Origin of the sequence: Nocardia sp. NRRL WC-3656 (assembly GCF_000720265.1) — a bacterium.
Classification (GTDB): domain Bacteria; phylum Actinomycetota; class Actinomycetes; order Mycobacteriales; family Mycobacteriaceae; genus Nocardia; species Nocardia nova.
The window spans coordinates 18,594-34,073 of the sequence record NZ_JOJF01000042.1 but is presented as its reverse complement, the minus strand read 5'-3'; the positions used below and the strand labels follow the sequence as shown (position 1 = coordinate 34,073).

13 protein-coding genes and 3 pseudogenes are annotated in these 15,480 nt (G+C 68.5%); 12 read left to right on the top strand and 4 right to left on the bottom strand.

The features are described 5' to 3' along the window. Positions 1-20: 20 nt before the first annotated feature. Complete coding sequence (locus IG65_RS0131625) at positions 21-1,193, bottom strand: exonuclease SbcCD subunit D (protein ID WP_030518617.1); 1,173 nt, start codon at positions 1,191-1,193, stop codon at positions 21-23. Positions 1,194-1,313: 120 nt separating this feature from the next. Between IG65_RS0131625 and IG65_RS0131620 the strand changes: the two genes are divergently transcribed. Both IG65_RS0131620 and IG65_RS0131615 read left to right on the top strand, forming a co-directional pair. Then, positions 1,314-2,450, top strand: a complete 1,137-nt coding sequence (locus IG65_RS0131620) for a DNA recombination protein RmuC (RefSeq protein WP_030518616.1) — start codon at positions 1,314-1,316, stop codon at positions 2,448-2,450. A gap of 58 nt (positions 2,451-2,508) precedes the next feature. Next, positions 2,509-3,393, top strand: coding sequence for a DUF6542 domain-containing protein (locus IG65_RS0131615; protein ID WP_030518615.1), 885 nt, complete (start codon positions 2,509-2,511; stop codon positions 3,391-3,393). Positions 3,394-3,749: 356 nt separating this feature from the next. Here the strand turns inward: IG65_RS0131615 and IG65_RS0131610 are convergent, their stop codons facing one another. After that, positions 3,750-4,757 carry a 4-hydroxy-3-methylbut-2-enyl diphosphate reductase gene (locus IG65_RS0131610; RefSeq protein WP_030518614.1) on the bottom strand — a complete coding sequence of 336 codons (1,008 nt, stop codon included), beginning with the start codon at positions 4,755-4,757 and terminating at the stop codon, positions 3,750-3,752. Between the two features lie 139 nt (positions 4,758-4,896). Here IG65_RS0131610 and IG65_RS0131605 point away from each other — a divergent pair, with 139 nt between their 5' ends. The 4 genes from IG65_RS0131605 (at position 4,897) to IG65_RS0131590 (ending at position 7,608) form a co-directional block, all read left to right on the top strand. Then, positions 4,897-5,673: a lipid droplet-associated protein gene (locus IG65_RS0131605; RefSeq protein ID WP_030518613.1), complete on the top strand. Its 777-nt coding sequence runs from the start codon at positions 4,897-4,899 to the stop codon at positions 5,671-5,673. Positions 5,674-5,789: 116 nt separating this feature from the next. After that, a complete protein-coding gene (xseA, locus tag IG65_RS0131600; RefSeq protein ID WP_231509562.1) occupies positions 5,790-7,037 on the top strand; it encodes an exodeoxyribonuclease VII large subunit in 1,248 nt (415 codons plus the stop codon). Then, positions 7,034-7,261, top strand: coding sequence for an exodeoxyribonuclease VII small subunit (locus IG65_RS0131595; protein ID WP_030518611.1), 228 nt, complete (start codon positions 7,034-7,036; stop codon positions 7,259-7,261). Before xseA ends, IG65_RS0131595 begins: the two co-directional genes overlap by 4 nt. A gap of 2 nt (positions 7,262-7,263) precedes the next feature. Then, positions 7,264-7,608, top strand: coding sequence for a VOC family protein (locus IG65_RS0131590; protein ID WP_030518610.1), 345 nt, complete (start codon positions 7,264-7,266; stop codon positions 7,606-7,608). A gap of 18 nt (positions 7,609-7,626) precedes the next feature. Here the strand turns inward: IG65_RS0131590 and IG65_RS0131585 are convergent, their stop codons facing one another. After that, the gene (locus IG65_RS0131585; RefSeq protein ID WP_030518609.1) at positions 7,627-8,190 is read right to left on the bottom strand and encodes a DUF4245 domain-containing protein; all 564 of its coding nucleotides are present in this window, start codon (positions 8,188-8,190) and stop codon (positions 7,627-7,629) included. Between the two features lie 184 nt (positions 8,191-8,374). On the opposite strand from IG65_RS0131585, the gene glpX reads away from it, so the two are divergent. Next, positions 8,375-9,421 carry a class II fructose-bisphosphatase gene (gene glpX, locus IG65_RS0131580; protein ID WP_030518608.1) on the top strand — a complete coding sequence of 349 codons (1,047 nt, stop codon included), beginning with the start codon at positions 8,375-8,377 and terminating at the stop codon, positions 9,419-9,421. A gap of 179 nt (positions 9,422-9,600) precedes the next feature. On the opposite strand, the gene IG65_RS0131575 is transcribed toward glpX, so the two are convergent. After that, positions 9,601-10,590, bottom strand: coding sequence for a hypothetical protein (locus IG65_RS0131575; RefSeq protein ID WP_156055879.1), 990 nt, complete (start codon positions 10,588-10,590; stop codon positions 9,601-9,603). 562 nt (positions 10,591-11,152) lie between these two features. Between IG65_RS0131575 and IG65_RS39945 the strand changes: the two are divergent. From IG65_RS39945 to IG65_RS0131565, 5 genes and pseudogenes are all read left to right on the top strand, one after another. Next, positions 11,153-11,824 (top strand): annotated as a pseudogene (locus IG65_RS39945) (IPT/TIG domain-containing protein); the annotation flags it as partial. Then, positions 11,814-13,145 (top strand): annotated as a pseudogene (locus IG65_RS39940) (IPT/TIG domain-containing protein); the annotation flags it as partial. The pseudogenes IG65_RS39945 and IG65_RS39940, both read left to right, overlap by 11 nt. Then, a pseudogene (locus IG65_RS39935) lies at positions 13,126-13,308 on the top strand (hypothetical protein); the annotation flags it as partial. The pseudogenes IG65_RS39940 and IG65_RS39935, both read left to right, overlap by 20 nt. 62 nt (positions 13,309-13,370) lie before the next feature. Then, positions 13,371-13,868 (top strand): IPT/TIG domain-containing protein, encoded by a 498-nt coding sequence (locus IG65_RS39930; RefSeq protein ID WP_369801629.1) that lies wholly within the window; start codon positions 13,371-13,373, stop codon positions 13,866-13,868. Between the two features lie 153 nt (positions 13,869-14,021). Continuing rightward, positions 14,022-15,428 carry a class II fumarate hydratase gene (locus IG65_RS0131565; RefSeq protein WP_030518606.1) on the top strand — a complete coding sequence of 469 codons (1,407 nt, stop codon included), beginning with the start codon at positions 14,022-14,024 and terminating at the stop codon, positions 15,426-15,428. Positions 15,429-15,480: the final 52 nt, after the last annotated feature.

Sequence of the window (15,480 nt, the reverse complement as noted above, 5' to 3'; positions counted from 1 at the left end):
GCCACCCGCCCGGGCGCCGGTCATGCCGACAACTCCGCCGAGGCCGCCACCACTTCGGAGAGGGGTTCGCGCCGAGCCGCCGACAGTGCCTGCTCGATCAGCGCCATCTCCCCCGCCGTCGGTTCACCGCGCACATCGCTGAGGAAGCTGTGCGCGATCTCGCTGTCGCGGCGGCCGTGCACCCGCTCGCGGTAACGCAATTGCGAATTCGCCTCCGGGCGGGTCCATTCCACATGCACCGCGTGCGGGAAGCGTCCGCGTAGCCGGCGCAGCGCGTCGACCGGACGCGCGTGATCGGTGAGCACCGCCGAGACGTAATCGTCCTCGGCATCGGCATATTCGGCCGCGGACAGCAGCTCGTCCAGCACGCCGGTCAGCTGACGCAGGCCCCGTACCACCGGAAGTTCGTGCCGCTGCACCGATGCCAGCCCGTCGGCGTCCAGATCGACGATCCACACCGCCTTGCGATGCGAACGCTCCGCGAACGAATACGGCAGCGGCGAGCCGGAATATCGGACCGCCTCCGACAACGTCTGCGGCGAATGCAGATGGCCCAGCGCCACGTAGTCGATGCCCTCGAACGCGCTCAGCGGCACGGTCTCCACCCCGCCCACGGCGATCGAACGTTCCGAACCGGTCGCCTCGGCACCGACCACGAAGGCGTGTGCCAGCACCACGGTTCGCGGATCGCCGCGGCGTTGCCGGTCCGCCCGGATACGGGCCAGCGCGGCATCCAGGATCTCGGCGTGCGAACGCGCCTGCGGCACATCCAGTTCCGCGCGGGTGATTTCGGGTTCCAGATACGGGATGCCGTAGCAGGCGATCGGTCCGTGCTCGTCGGCGAGCATCACCGGCCGGTCCACCTCCGCCACCGACGTGCGCAGATGCAGTCCGCCCGCCGCGGCGAAGCTGCCCAGGGCGCCCAGCCGGGTCGGCGAATCGTGATTACCCGAGGTCGCGACGATCGTCGCCCCCGCGGCGCGAATGGCCTCGAAGCCCTTGTTGCACACCGCTATCGCGTCCGCACTCGGAATCGACCGGTCGTAGACGTCGCCCGGTACCACGACCACGTCGACCTGCTGCGCGGTCACCAGCTCCGCCACCGCCTCCAGCGCACGCGCCTGATCGGCCAGCAGGTCGACACCGTGAAAGGTGCGCCCGATGTGCCAGTCCGAGGTATGCAGCATCCGCATGTGGCAAGAGGCTAAGCCATCTCACCGACAAGGTTGAATCGCTCCGGCGTGTCGACGAGTGGTGCTGGGGAATTGCCGGGGTTCGCGAACTTGTCGGTGGGATAGGGCACTATCGGGCTCATGACCGCATCGATGCTGTTCGCGTTGTTGTTGGTGTTCTGCGCGGGGGCCGGCCTCGGGTGGCTGGGGCATGCCGCCCGGGCGGGGCAGCGGGCGGCCGCGGCCGAAGCTCAACTCGCGGCGCTGCGGGAGAACGAACAGCTGCTGCGGCACTCGCTCGGCGCCGCGAGCGCCGATGCGGCACGGCACAATTCGCAGGCCATCGGCACGCTGGTCGAGCCGCTACGCGAGGCGCTGGGCAGTTTGAACCAGCACATCCAGCAGGTCGAGCACAATCGCATCAACGCCTACTCCGGGCTCCGCGAACAGGTCGCGGGGATGCAGCGGATCTCCCAGCAGTTGTCCACGCAGACCGGTGAGCTGGTGTCGGCTCTGCGGGCGCCGCAGGTGCGCGGGCGCTGGGGTGAAATACAACTCGAGCGGGTCGTCGAACTGGCGGGGATGGCCAAACACTGCGACTTCGACACGCAGGTCACCGCGAGCGGCCGCGACGGCCTGATCCGCCCGGACCTGGTGGTCCGGCTGGCCGGTGACCGCCAACTGGTGGTCGACGCCAAGGTGCCGTTGACGGCCTATCTGGACGCCACCGGCGAGACGGATCCGCGCCGGCGCACCGAGCATCTGGCCCGGCACGCCAAACACCTGCGAGCGCACGTCGACCAGCTGGCCGGCAAGGCCTATTGGGAGGCATTCGATCCCAGCCCGGAATTCGTGGTCCTGTTCATCCCCGGCGATCCGTTCCTCGACGCCGCGCTGACCGCCGATGCCGGTCTTCTCGAGTACGCCTTCGGCCGCAACGTGATCCTCGCTACACCGACGACCCTGATCGCATTACTGCGCACCGTCGCGTTCGGCTGGCGACAGGAAGCACTTTCCCGAGATATGGCAACCGTTCAGCAATTGGGCCGGGAGCTGTACACCCGGCTGTCCACCACGGGCAACCATCTCGACAAGCTCGGCACCCAACTCGGTAAGGCCGTCGACGCTTTCAACCACACAGTGGCCTCGATCGAATCCCGCGTGATGGTCACCGCGCGCCGGCTGCACGAACTCGATATCGGCGATCGCGCCGTACCGGCAATTGCTCCCGTCCAGTCGTGGCCACGCGCGGTAGGCTTCTCGGACACCAACGAGTAACTCCGGCAGCAGCCCGGCCTCGACACACGTTCCGGCCGCGGCAGATAGTGTGCTTTACGTGGCAGCTACCCAACGCGAGCGATCCGATGTACCCGCCTCGCACCTCTCGATCGTCCCGTCGGTGCCCGGCATCCCCGCCGGCGCCGCGGTATTGATCGCGGTGGCGTGCACTTTCATCGGATTCTTCATCGACTCCGGAAACAGCGGCAAGGAGCTGACCCATGTGTTCGCCGCGTTCTACATCATCGGATGTGTGATCGCGGCATGCGTGGTGCGCTATCGCGGCCTGTTCACCACCATGGTGACTCCGCCGCTACTGCTGTTCATCGCCGTCCCGCTGGCCTATCAGCAGCTGACCGGGCACAGCTCGACCTCGGTGAAGGACATTCTGCTGAATCTGGCGATTCCGCTGGTGAACAGATTCCCGACCATGGCACTGGCGACGGTCCTGGTGCTGGGCGTGGGCGCCCTGCGGGTGTGGCTGTACCGCAATGCCGACACCACCGCGCGCCCCGGCCGGGAACGCACGCGCGGCAGCGACAGCTGGAATCCACGCTCGGCCGCCGGCCGGGCTCGTCGCACGCGGAGCGAAGCCGGCGCCGAGGACACCCTGCGGCGTAGTTCCCGGGGTCAAAAGCGCGGGGCGGAGGCCACCAAGACCGCCAAGACTCCCAAGCGTGGCGATTCGGCCGCTCGCGGGTCCGGGGCGGCCAAGCGGAGCGCGGAGCCGGAACCCGCCCGCGCGGCACGCCGCGCGGGCGGCAAGGTGGCCGAACGCCCGCCGCGCGTCTCCGCCGCCGCGGCCTATCCCCGCACGGGTGAGCGCACCCGGACCGCCGAACGCACGCGAGTCGCCGAACCGCAGCCCCGTCGCGGCCGGCCGCAGCCGCCGAGTGATGTGCCCCCGCATCCTCGGCCGAACGTGCGCTACCGCGACCGCTGAGCCGAACGTCGCGGGCGCCGAACCGGTTACGGCTGCGCCCGCGGTGGTCATCCCCGAATTCCCCACGCCCACTCATCGTCTCGATGGCGCGCGCCGTTACCGGTGCCGCGAAACAGCACGCTCCCAACGTCGTTCGAGGTCGGGAAGCAGCGGCATCGACGAGCCCCCCGCACAGCTGAGCGACACGTCCCGGACGTGAACGGCAGCCGTATCGTCGGACGGCGCCGACCGTCCCGCGAGCGAACCGGCATCGCGACCGCCATGCGAGCGAATCGACATCGTGTCCGGCCACGCGAGCGTCGCCGGACAATGGCACGCCCCGGCGTTGCCGAGGGCCTCCTAGGACCCCCGCTCGCTCAGCGGCGGCCTGTGGTGCGCAGTTCGCGCGGGAGGGCGAAGACCAGGGTTTCGTTCGCGGTGGTGACGGGCTGGACCTCGCCGTAGCCGTGTTCGGCGAGCAGGTCGAGTACGCCGCGCACCAGGATCTCCGGGACCGAGGCACCGGAGGTGACACCGACGGTGGTCACGCCCTCGAACCAGGCCGGGTCGACCTCGCGGGCGAAATCGACCAGGTAGGACGCGCGGGCGCCCGCGTTCACGGCGACCTCGACCAGCCGCTTGGAGTTGGAGGAGTTGCGGGAGCCGACGACGATCACCAGATCGCATTCGGGCGCCATCGCCTTCACCGCGACCTGGCGGTTCTGGGTGGCGTAGCAGATGTCGTCGCTGGGCGGGTCCTGCAGATTAGGGAAGCGCTTGCGCAGCCGCTGCACCGTCTCCATGGTCTCGTCGACCGAGAGTGTGGTCTGCGACAGCCAGATCACCTTGTTCTCGTCGCGCACCTCGACGCCGTCGACCGCGTCGGGGCCGTCGACCAGCTGCACGTGGTCGGGCGCCTCACCGGCGGTGCCCTCGACCTCCTCGTGGCCCTCGTGGCCGATGAGCAGGATGTCGAAGTCGTCGCGGGCGAAGCGCTTGGCCTCCTGATGCACCTTCGTCACCAGCGGGCAGGTCGCGTCGATGGTGTGCAGGTTGCGAGCCGCCGCGGACTCGTGCACCGCCGGCGACACGCCGTGCGCGGAGAAGACCACCACCGCGCCCTCGGGCACCTCGTCGGTCTCGTCGACGAAGACCACGCCGCGCTCGCGCAGGGTCTCCACCACGTGGCGGTTGTGCACGATCTCCTTGCGCACGTAGATCGGCGCACCGTGCTTCTCGAGGGTGCGCTCCACGGTTTCCACCGCCCGGTCCACACCCGCGCAGTAGCCGCGTGGTTCGGCGAGCAGCACCCGCTTGCCCGCGCCGACGCCGGCCGCATCGGCCGACCGGGCGATTCCGACATTCAGGGGGATAGCCGAGGACATGTCCACAGCTTACGTGCGCCGGCCGACGGGGAAAGTCCCGCCCGCGTACAGCGGGTGCGGCGGTGTGACGGGACGCGCGAGAATGGAACACGTGAACTCTGTTCTTTGCATCACCGGCCGTTTCGGGCAGGCTAGGGACATGTTCCGACCTCCCTACCTGGCCAGGGTCGCCGCTGGGGCCGCCGTCTACGCCCTCGAGGAAACTCGCCGGTTACCCACTGTGGCAATCCATCTGCCGATCACCGCGATCAGCCAGTTGCTGCAGACCTCGATGCATCTGCAGCAGTTCGTGACCAGCCTCGCCCTCAAGGGTGACGAGGTCTTCGACAGATTGGCCAATCGCCCGGTGGAGCAGCCGGAATGGGCCACCTTCGACGAGGATCTCGACGACGAGCAACCGTTCGGCAGCGGCGATTTCGCTGCGCGGAGCGACAGCGATTTCGCCGCACGGCTCAGCCGCTTCGATCTGTTCGCCGAATCCGACCCGGTCGAAGGCGTCCCGGAACCGACGGACTCTGTCACCCCCTCGGCGACCAACGGCTATGCCGCATCTCACACTGCGGAGTCGGACACTACCGAAGCGGCCACCGCGGAAACGGACGCAGCGGAGAGCACCGCCGCCGAGGCGGCCGACGCGGGGGCCACCGAGGCGACCGGCGAGGACACGGACACCGCCGGAACGGGCGACGCCGGCACTGCGGCGTCCGCACCGGCGCAATCGCGCGGTGTGATCGAACCCGAGGTCGCAGGCCGGTACGACTACGCGAACATGACGCTGGCTCAGCTGCGGGCCCGGCTGCGCATGCTCAGCGTCGAGGAACTGGCCGACCTGCTGGCCTACGAGCAGCAGACCCTCGACCGGGCGCCGTTCGTGACCATGCTGACGAACCGGATCGCCACCGTGCAGGCCAAGTGACCGACTCACACGCCGACGCGCCGGCCGCCGGGGCTCGAGCCTCCGGGGAACCGGCGCGTTCTGCTGCCCGCCCCGCCAACTCGGCCGAACAGCCGTGGCCGGTGCGCACCATCGCGATGAAGGTCGCGCAGTGGATCGATCGACTGGGCAGCGTCTGGGTGGAGGGACAGATCACCCAGATCAATCTGCGGCCCGGCACCCGCACCGCATTCCTGGTGCTGCGCGATACCGCCGCCGACATGTCGCTGTCGATCACCTGCGATCCGCAACTGCTGCGCGCCTCGGCCGTCCCGCTGCAGGAGGGCAGCCGGGTGGTGGTCTACGGCAAACTGTCGTATTTCACCGGCCGGGGCACGATCTCGTTGCGCGTCACCGAGATTCGCCCCGTCGGTATCGGCGAACTGCTGGCCCGCATCGAACGGCTGAAGGCGCTGCTGGCGGCCGAGGGTTTGTTCGATCCGCGGCTGAAGCGGCCGATGCCGTTCCTGCCCAAGGTGATCGGCCTGATCACCGGCCGCGCCAGTGCCGCCGAACACGATGTGGTGACCGTGGCCCAGAAGCGCTGGCCCGCGGTGCGTTTCGAGATCCGCAACACCGCCGTACAGGGCCCCACCGCGGTGCCGCAGATACTCGACGCGCTGGCCGAGCTCGACGATCACCCGGAGGTCGAGGTGATCGTCTTGGCGCGCGGCGGTGGCAGTGTCGAGGATCTGCTGCCGTTCTCCGACGAAACCCTGTGCCGCGCCATCGTTTCCGCGACCACCCCGATCGTCAGCGCGATCGGGCACGAGCCGGACAATCCGCTCTCTGACTACGTCGCCGATCTGCGCGCGGCCACCCCGACCGATGCGGCCAAAACGCTGGTCCCCGACGCCGCGGCCGAACTCGCCGGTGTCCGGGAAATGCGCGCCCGCTCGGCCGCCGCCCTGCGCGGCTGGGTCGATCGCGAGGCGCGCGCGTTGCAGCAGCTGCGGTCGCGCCCGGTACTGGCCGATCCGCTACGGATTCTGGAGCAGCGCCACGACGAGATCGAGCGGCTGCGCACCGCGGCCCACCGCGCGGTCGAGCACTGCCTCACCACCCAGGCCACCACCGCGCGGCATCTGCGCGACAAGCTCACCGCGGTGGGCCCGGCCGCCACCCTGGCGCGCGGATACGCTGTCGTACAACGGGTTACCGGTACCGAACGCCATGTCGTGCGCACCGTCGCCGACTCCCCGCCGGGCACGCAGTTGCGTATCCGGGTCGCCGACGGCGCGATCAGCGCCGCGGCCCTGGGCAGTCAGGCCCTCGCGAATCCCCTGCCGGCTCAGCGGGTTACGGACCGGCCGGCACCGCCATCCGAACAGGAGGAGTCGTCATGACCGAGAGCGACGTCGCCGAAATCGCGACCTTCGGCTACGAACGCGCCCGCGACGAGCTGGTCAACGTCGTGAAGATGCTCGAACAGGGCGGAATGGACCTCGACGATTCGCTGGCCCTGTGGGAACGCGGTGAGGCACTGGCCAACCGCTGCGAGGAACATCTCGCCGGAGCCCGCCGCCGGGTCGAGGACGCCCTGTCGCGGCGCGGCGCAGAGCAGGATTGAGCATGGACATCCGTCGTGTCGTCCCGGATCTGCGGGTCGCCGATATGGCGCGGGCGCGCGCCTTCTACCGGGCGCTGGGCCTGGACGAGGTGATGGATCTCGGCTGGGCGGTCGGGCTGGCCTCACCGAGCAATCCGACCGCGCAGATCCTGCTGATCGGCGCGAATGCCGATGAGCCGCAGCCGGATATCAGCGTCGAGGTCGCCGATGTGGACGCCGCGCACGAGACGATGGTCGCCGCCGGAGCCGAGGTGGTCTACGCGCTGCGCGACGAGCCGTGGGGTGTGCGGCGATTCTTCGTCCGCGATCCGGACGGCACGGTGGTCAACGTCGTGAGCCACCGCTGAGCTACGGGGCGGCGATCCTCAGGGCTGCAGCGGGGCGGCCGCGTCGACGGCCTGCGCGAGCGTCAGATAGGCCGCCTCGTTCGCGGCGCCCTTGAGCAGCACGCGGCTCTGCCCGAAGTCGGAGACCCAGGCCGATTCACTGCCCTGCACGTGGTAGACGGTCCACTTCTGGTTGCCCACCATCCGGGACCCGGAAGGACTGCGGGTGTCGACGATGTGGGCGGCCAGCGCGCTCTCGCTCGCATTGCTCTGGCTCAGCTGCAGGTAGGTGCCGTTGGAGGTGATGAAACCGACGGTGCTGACGGTGCCGCCACCGGTTCCGGTCACAGTGTCGCGACTGCCGGAATTGGCCTTCCAGTCCGCCGGAACCGCGGGGTCGCGGATCGGGAAGGGCAGCGCCTTCGCGTCGTCGTGCAATGCCGATTGGACATCGAAATTCGGCACCTGACCGGGCGTGGGCCCGTGCGCGGAGAAGCTGCACTGACTGGCCACCGCGGCCAGCACCACGCAGATCAGTACCAGCGGGATCAGCGACCAGATCAGATCCCGGTAGTCGTTGAGGATGCGTGGTTTCTGCGACACGTCCCAAGTATCCACACGCGGCCGAAGCCGCCGAGCCTCGCCCTCCGGCCACGAGGCCGACATCACAGCCGCCTTCACCGGCGCGGACGCTCTTCCCGCGAAGTGGAACAGCAGTACCTGAATGGCGGATCCGACCGTTCTGCGACAATTCACGCAGCAAAACACAACTCGAGGAGGCACCGTCATGACGGCACCCACACCCGCAACCAGTCGCCGCCGCGAGGCCCCGGACCGCAACCTCGCACTGGAGTTGGTCCGGGTGACCGAGGCCGGTGCGATGGCCGCGGGCCGCTGGGTCGGCCGCGGTGACAAGGAGGGCGGCGACGGTGCGGCCGTCGACGCGATGCGGCAACTGGTGGCCACCGTCTCCATGCGCGGCACCGTCGTGATCGGCGAGGGCGAGAAGGACGAGGCCCCGATGCTCTACAACGGCGAGGCCGTGGGCGACGGGACCGGGCCGGAGGTCGACTTCGCGGTCGACCCGATCGACGGCACCACGCTGATGTCCAAGGGTTCGCCGGGCGCCATCGCGGTGCTCGCCGTGGCCGAACGCGGCGCCATGTTCGACCCCTCGGCGGTGTTCTACATGGAGAAGATCGCGGTCGGCCCGGAGGCGGCCGACGTCATCGATCTCTCCGTTCCGATCGCGGAGAACCTGCGCCGGGTGGCGAAGGCCAAGAATTCGCTGGTTTCCGACCTCACCGTCTGTGTGCTGGACCGGCCCCGCCACGCGCGCCACATCCAGGAGGTCCGTGACGCGGGCGCGCGCATCCGCCTGATCTCCGACGGCGACGTGGCCGGCGCCATCGCCTGCGCCCGTCCCGAGTCGGGCACCGACATGCTGGTCGGCATCGGCGGCACCCCCGAGGGCATCATCGCCGCCGCCGCGCTGCGCTGTATGGGCGGTGCGCTGCAGGGCAAGCTGGCCCCCACCGACGACGCCGAGAAGCAGAAGGCGCTCGATGCCGGTCACGACCTCGACCGCATCCTGACCACCGAGGACCTGGTCTCGGGTGAGAACGTCTTCTTCTCCGCCACCGGCGTCACCGACGGCGACCTGCTGCGCGGTGTGCGGTACTACAGCGGCGGCGCCTCGACCCAGTCGATCGTGATGCGCTCCAAATCCGGCACCGTGCGCATCATCGACGCCTACCACCGCCTGACCAAGTTGCACGAGTACGCCTCGGTCGACTTCGTCGGCGACGAGACCGCGATTCCGCCGCTGCCGTAATATCGGCCTCCGCTTCGCTCCGGCGGGGTTTCGGCCTCTTGGCCTCGATTTTTCACTCCTCCGGTCAGTCGCTGCGCTCCCTCCCTCCGTCGCTGCAAAATCGAGGCGGCCGAAACCCGTCGGCAGGTATCCGCCTCGACAGGCGCTCCAGGGTGGGAGCGCAGTGCCGGGTTTGCGCCTCACTGCGCCGATTCGATCAGCAGATACTCGAGGCGGGCAGTCTCGTCGCCGTCGTCCCCGACGTCGACGACGGCGACGAACTCGTGGTCACTTACTCGGCGCTGCAAAAGACTCCACGAGTTGGCGAGGTACCAGCTCGCCCCGGTGGTACCTCTCGGTCCCAAGCCGGCGCAGAAAATCCGGTATCGGCTGCGGTGCAACGCCGGGCTCGGCCGCACTCGCGCGATGATGCCGATGCTGTGTCCTCCGCTCGGGCCGAATCGGCTTCCGTCGGTCAACGCCAGTTGCTCCGATCCGGCGGGGCTGTCGTCGAGGGTGAACAGCGGCCGGTCGGCGGTGTCGAGATACCTCCCTGTGCAAGCGTTTCCGGTCAGCCCGAAGCTGACGTAGGGCCGGTCGTCGTGCGCGACAACCTCCCGGTCGCTCCGGACATCGGCCGAGAGACCGGTCCGGCGCTGAAGCATGGACAACACGTACAGCAGTCCGCGAACCTCCCGCTCCGGCAATGCCGCAAGCACATTCAAGCGATGATCGGCCGCGAACGCGCGGAGTTGCCCCTCGACTGCGCACAGGTCGGCAGTATCGACCACCCGGTGCGCCGGCACGGATCGCAGAGGCAGCTCCAGGGACGGGTAGACGAGAGTTATTCCGCCGGAAATCATCTCGGCGCCGAGAAATGCCTCGAGTTCGACGTCGATCACGGGACCCGTTTCGCGCGCTCCCGTGCCGAGGGGTGTGGCATCCGCCGTCCGAAACAGATTTTCGACCGTCCAGCCGGGGAACATCTCGGCCAGCACCCGACAGTGGTAGTCACGGGGAAGGCCGAGCATCTTGCCCGAAAGCCACTGGTAGTACTGGGTCTTCGCCGGACCGTAGCCGGGCGGGATGGGTGGATCGAGGCGCGCGGCGCAGGTGTCGTACGCGGCCAGGAAATCCGCGTGGCTGGTGAGATGCTGCTGCGCCAGCAGCATCTTCAGAACGGTAGCCAAGGAAACCCCCTTACCCCTGAAACCACCGCCCCCGCGGCGGCTCGATCGACAACCGCACCTCACGCGGGGCCGCCGACGCGTACCGCAACCGGCTGGAAGCCGGTACAGCGCCGGCACAGGTGCAGGAAATTCCGTTACCGATCCCGCCCATCACGACCACGATGAGCTGCGCGACCTTTTTCCGGGCACGGCGAACGCGATGATCCGCGTGTCCGCATACCGGGTGGTTGCCTTACTCGATCGGTGGCCCGCTTTCCATTAAGCCCCCTAACACCGTTGGGCAGCAACGGATCTCCGATCCGTTTTCGTCCGTTTTCCACAACTGCCACGGACGCCCCGATCGTTCGTCCTCTCGGAGCACGGCCGCACCGACGCCGAAACACGCTGCGGCACAAGGTGCTTGCTGATCTTGGAACAGGACGGAAAGGCGATAACGGACGAAAACGAACCGGGCAGAGCGTCCCACAGCATGTTTCACGGACGTTAATTGAAGTAGCGGAAGCACAGAGCAACCCGGGCAGCTATCCGCGCTGCCCATCACAGCAGTCAGGAGGCAAATGCCGTGCCTACCATCACCTCACTCTCGCCGACGTCCGGACCTGCGACCGGAGGAACCAGCGTCACGATCACCGGTACCGGGTTCACCGGCCCCACTACCGTGCGATTCGGCGCTACCGCAACGACTTTCACGATCGATTCGCCGACGCAGATCACCGCGATCGCGCCTTCCGGATCCGTCGGTACCGTACAGGTCACCGTCACCACGTCGGCGGGCACCAGCAACGGATTGCCGTATACCTACCTCGCCGTTCCCGCATTGAACAGCATCAGCCCCAGCCAGGGGTCGACCGCGGGCGGCACGACGGTCACTCTCACGGGGTCGGGCCTCACCGGAGTCACGGCAGTCAATTTCGGTGCGACTCCGGCGACCTCGTTCACTGTCGATTCCGACACTCAGATCACCGCTGTCGCCCCGGCGGGCACCGGAATCGTCTCCGTGACGGTTACCGGACCGGGCGGCACCAGCAACCCGGTGACCTACGTCTATGTCGTCGTTCCGACCATCACCTCCATTTCCCCGACCGCCGGCCCCACCTCGGGTGGGAACAACGTCACGATCACCGGCACCGGGTTCACCGGCCCGTTGACCGTCCGGTTCGGCACTACCGCAACAACTTTCACCGTGAACTCGCCAACGCAGATCACTGCCGTCGCGCCCGCTCATGCGGCCGGCACGGTGCAGGTCACCGTCACCGGTTCGGGCGGCACCAGCAACGGGGTCGCCTACACCTACGCCGCAGTGCCCAGCACACCGGCCACCTCGTTCACCGTCGACTCCGCCACCCAGATCACCGCCGTCGCCCCCGCCCACGCGGCCGGCACGGTCCTCGTCACCGTCACCACCCCAGGCGGAACCAGCAACGGCGTCCCGTTCACCTACGCCGGCCACCTCGTTCACCGTCGACTCCGCCACCCAGATCACCGCCGTCGCCCCCGCCCACGCGGCCGGCACGGTCCTCGTCACCGTCACCACCGCAGGCGGAACCAGCAACGGCGTCGCCTACACCTACGTCGCCGTACCGGTCCTCACCACAATCGCTCCCAGCTCGGGGCCGATCGCCGGCGGAACGACGGTCGTTCTCACCGGGACCGATCTGACCGGCGCCACGAGTGTCAGCTTCGGTGGCACACCGGCCACGTCCTTCACCGTCAACTCCGCCACCCAGATCACCGCCGTCGCCCCCGCCCACGCGGCCGGCACGGTCCTCGTCACCGTCACCACCCCAGGCGGAACCAGCAACGGTGTCGCCTACACGTATCTCCTGGTGCCCACGTTGACCGCGATCGTGCCCAACATCGGATCGGTGACCGGTGGGACCACCGTCGTCCTCACCGGAACGAACCTCACCGGCACCACCGCGGTGAGTTTCGGTGGCACACCGGCCACCTCGTTCACCGTCGACTCCGCCACCCAGATCACCGCCGTCGCACCCGCAGGAGCGGCGGGGACCGTACAAGTCACCGTCACGACACCAGGTGGTACGAGCAACGGCGTCGCCTACACCTACATCGCCGTGCCCACCTTGATCACAGCTGTGCCGAACGTGGGCCCGGTAACCGGCGGAACCACCGTCGTCCTCACCGGAACCAACCTCACCGGCACCACGGCAGTGAATTTCGGTGGCACACCCGCGGCTTCGTTCACCGTCGACTCCGCCACTCAAATCACCGCCGTCGCACCCGCGGGAACGGCCGGGACCGTGCAGATCACCGCCACCACCGCGGGCGGCACGAGCAACGGCGTCGCGTTCACCTACGTCGCGGTACCCACCCTGGCCGGCATCACTCCCCCGGCGGGATCGGTGACCGGCGGGACCACCGTCGTCCTCACCGGAACGAACCTCACCGGCGCCACGGCGGTGAGTTTCGGTGGGACACCGGCCACCTCGTTCACCGTCGACTCCGCCACCCAGATCACCGCGGTCGCGCCGGCGGGGGCTGCCGGGGCGGTGCAGGTCACCGTCACGACACCGGGTGGTACCAGCAACGGTGTCGTCTACACGTACGTCGCGGTGCCCACGCTGGTCGCGGCGGTACCCAACGTCGGATCGGTCACCGGCGGAACCACCGTCGTCCGTGCCCACCCTGGTCGCGGCGGTACCCAATGTCGGATCGGTCACCGGCGGAACCACCGTCGTCCTCACCGGAACGAACCTCACCGGCACCACGGCAGTGAGTTTCGGTGGCACACCGGCGACCTCGTTCACTGTCGACTCCGCGTGCCCACCCTGGTCGCGGCGGTACCCAATGTCGGATCGGTCACCGGCGGAACCACCGTCGTCCTCACCGGAACGAACCTCACCGGCACCACGGCAGTGGATTTCGGTGGCACACCGGCGACCTCGTTCACAGTCGACTCCGCCACTCAGATCACCGCCCTCGCACCGGCCGGAACAGCCGGGACGGTGCAGATCACCGCCACCACCTCGGGAGGTACCAGTAACGGCACTGCCTACACCTACATCGCCGTACCGACCCTGCTCGCGGCGGTACCCAACGTCGGCCCCGCCGCCGGGGGGACCACCGTCGTTCTCGCGGGGACGGATCTGACCGGCACGACCGCAGTGGATTTCGGCGGCACACCGGCCACCTCGTTCACTGTCGATTCCGCCATTCAGATCACCGCCGTCGCACCGGCGGGAACGGCCGGGACAGTGCAGATCACGGCCACGACCCCGGGAGGCACCAGTAACGGCGTCGCCTACGTCTACATCTGACAGCGAGTGCGGCAGGGCCGTCGGCGGGCATCGCCTGCCGGCGGCCCGGCCGCGCCGCGATCCGAACGAACCGCCGGTATTCCGCCGGTTCCTGTGCGAAAAGCCTCAGGCGTGGCAGCCCACTCGCTCCGCCAACCGGCTTAGTGTCGAGTTATGACCGACGACCAGACGCAGTACCGCATCGAACACGACACCATGGGCGAGGTCCGCGTTCCGGTGAACGCACTGTGGCGGGCGCAGACGCAGCGGGCGGTGGAGAACTTCCCGATCAGCGGCCGCGGCCTCGAACGCGCTCAGATCCGCGCCCTCGGCCTGCTGAAGGCCGCGTGTGCGGTGGTGAACCGGGATCTGGGGCTGCTCGACGGTGTGAAGGCCGAGGCGATCATCGCCGCCGCGAACGAGATCGCCGAGGGCCGCCACGACGACCAGTTCCCCATCGACGTCTTCCAGACCGGCTCCGGCACCAGCTCGAATATGAACGCCAACGAGGTGATCGCGAGCCTGGCCGCCGCCCGCGGCATCACCGTGCACCCCAACGACGACGTGAACATGTCCCAGTCGTCCAACGACACCTTCCCCACCGCGACGCATCTGGCCGCCACCGAGGCCGTGGTGAAGGAACTGCTTCCGGCGCTGGATCATCTGCGGCTGCGACTGCTGGACAAGGCCACCGAATGGCGGACCGTGGTGAAGTCCGGCCGCACCCACCTGATGGACGCCGTTCCGGTGACGCTCGGCCAGGAGTTCAGCGGCTACACCCGCCAGGTCGAGGCCGGTACCGAACGCCTGGTCGCCGCGCTGCCGCGGCTCGGTGAATTGCCCATCGGCGGCACCGCCGTCGGCACCGGACTCAACGCACCGGCCGGCTTCGGCGCGAAAGTCGTTGCGGAACTGCGCAAGACGACCGGGCTGGACGAACTGTCCGAGGCCCGCAACCACTTCGAGGCCCAGGCCGCCCGCGACGGTCTGGTCGAGATCTCCGGTTCGCTGCGCACGATCGCCATCAGTCTCACCAAGATCGCCAACGATATCCGCTGGATGGGGTCCGGACCGCTCACCGGGCTCGCGGAGATCCAGCTGCCGGATCTGCAGCCGGGCTCCTCGATCATGCCCGGCAAGGTGAATCCGGTGCTGCCGGAAGCGGTTACGCAGGTCGCCGCCCAGGTGATCGGCAACGATGCCGCGGTGGCATGGGGTGGCGGCAACGGCGCCTTCGAACTGAACGTCTACATTCCGATGATGGCCCGCAACGTGCTGGAGTCGATTCGGTTGCTGGCCAATGTGTCTCGCCTCTTCGCCGACAAGTGCGTGGCCGGCCTGACCGCCGATACCGAACGGCTGCGCCGGCTCGCGGAGTCCTCGCCGTCCATCGTCACACCGCTGAACTCGGCCATCGGCTACGAGGAAGCGGCCGCCGTGGCCAAACAGGCACTGCGCGAGAACAAGACGATTCGCGAGACGGTCGTCGATCGCGGATTGATCGGCGAGAAGCTGTCGGAAGAGGAGCTCGATCGCCGGCTGGACGTGCTGTCGATGGCGAAGGTCGAGGAACAGGACTGATCACACGGTCTCCGGGTCCGGCCGCCGGGGCGCGCCGGGAGGTCGGATCCGG

Bases quoted from the DNA above. Each gene is read 5' to 3' on its own strand.
- IG65_RS0131605 (WP_030518613.1), top strand. From the start codon at position 4,897: ATGTTCCGACCTCCCTACCTGGCCAGGGTCGCCGCTGGGGCCGCCGTC.
- IG65_RS0131620 (WP_030518616.1), top strand. From the start codon at position 1,314: ATGACCGCATCGATGCTGTTCGCGTTGTTGTTGGTGTTCTGCGCGGGG.
- IG65_RS0131565 (WP_030518606.1), top strand. From the start codon at position 14,022: ATGACCGACGACCAGACGCAGTACCGCATCGAACACGACACCATGGGC.
- IG65_RS0131610 (WP_030518614.1), bottom strand. From the start codon at position 4,757: ATGTCCTCGGCTATCCCCCTGAATGTCGGAATCGCCCGGTCGGCCGAT.
- glpX (WP_030518608.1), top strand. From the start codon at position 8,375: ATGACGGCACCCACACCCGCAACCAGTCGCCGCCGCGAGGCCCCGGAC.
- IG65_RS0131595 (WP_030518611.1), top strand. From the start codon at position 7,034: ATGACCGAGAGCGACGTCGCCGAAATCGCGACCTTCGGCTACGAACGC.
- IG65_RS0131625 (WP_030518617.1), bottom strand. From the start codon at position 1,193: ATGCGGATGCTGCATACCTCGGACTGGCACATCGGGCGCACCTTTCAC.
- xseA (WP_231509562.1), top strand. From the start codon at position 5,790: ATGAAGGTCGCGCAGTGGATCGATCGACTGGGCAGCGTCTGGGTGGAG.
- IG65_RS0131590 (WP_030518610.1), top strand. From the start codon at position 7,264: ATGGACATCCGTCGTGTCGTCCCGGATCTGCGGGTCGCCGATATGGCG.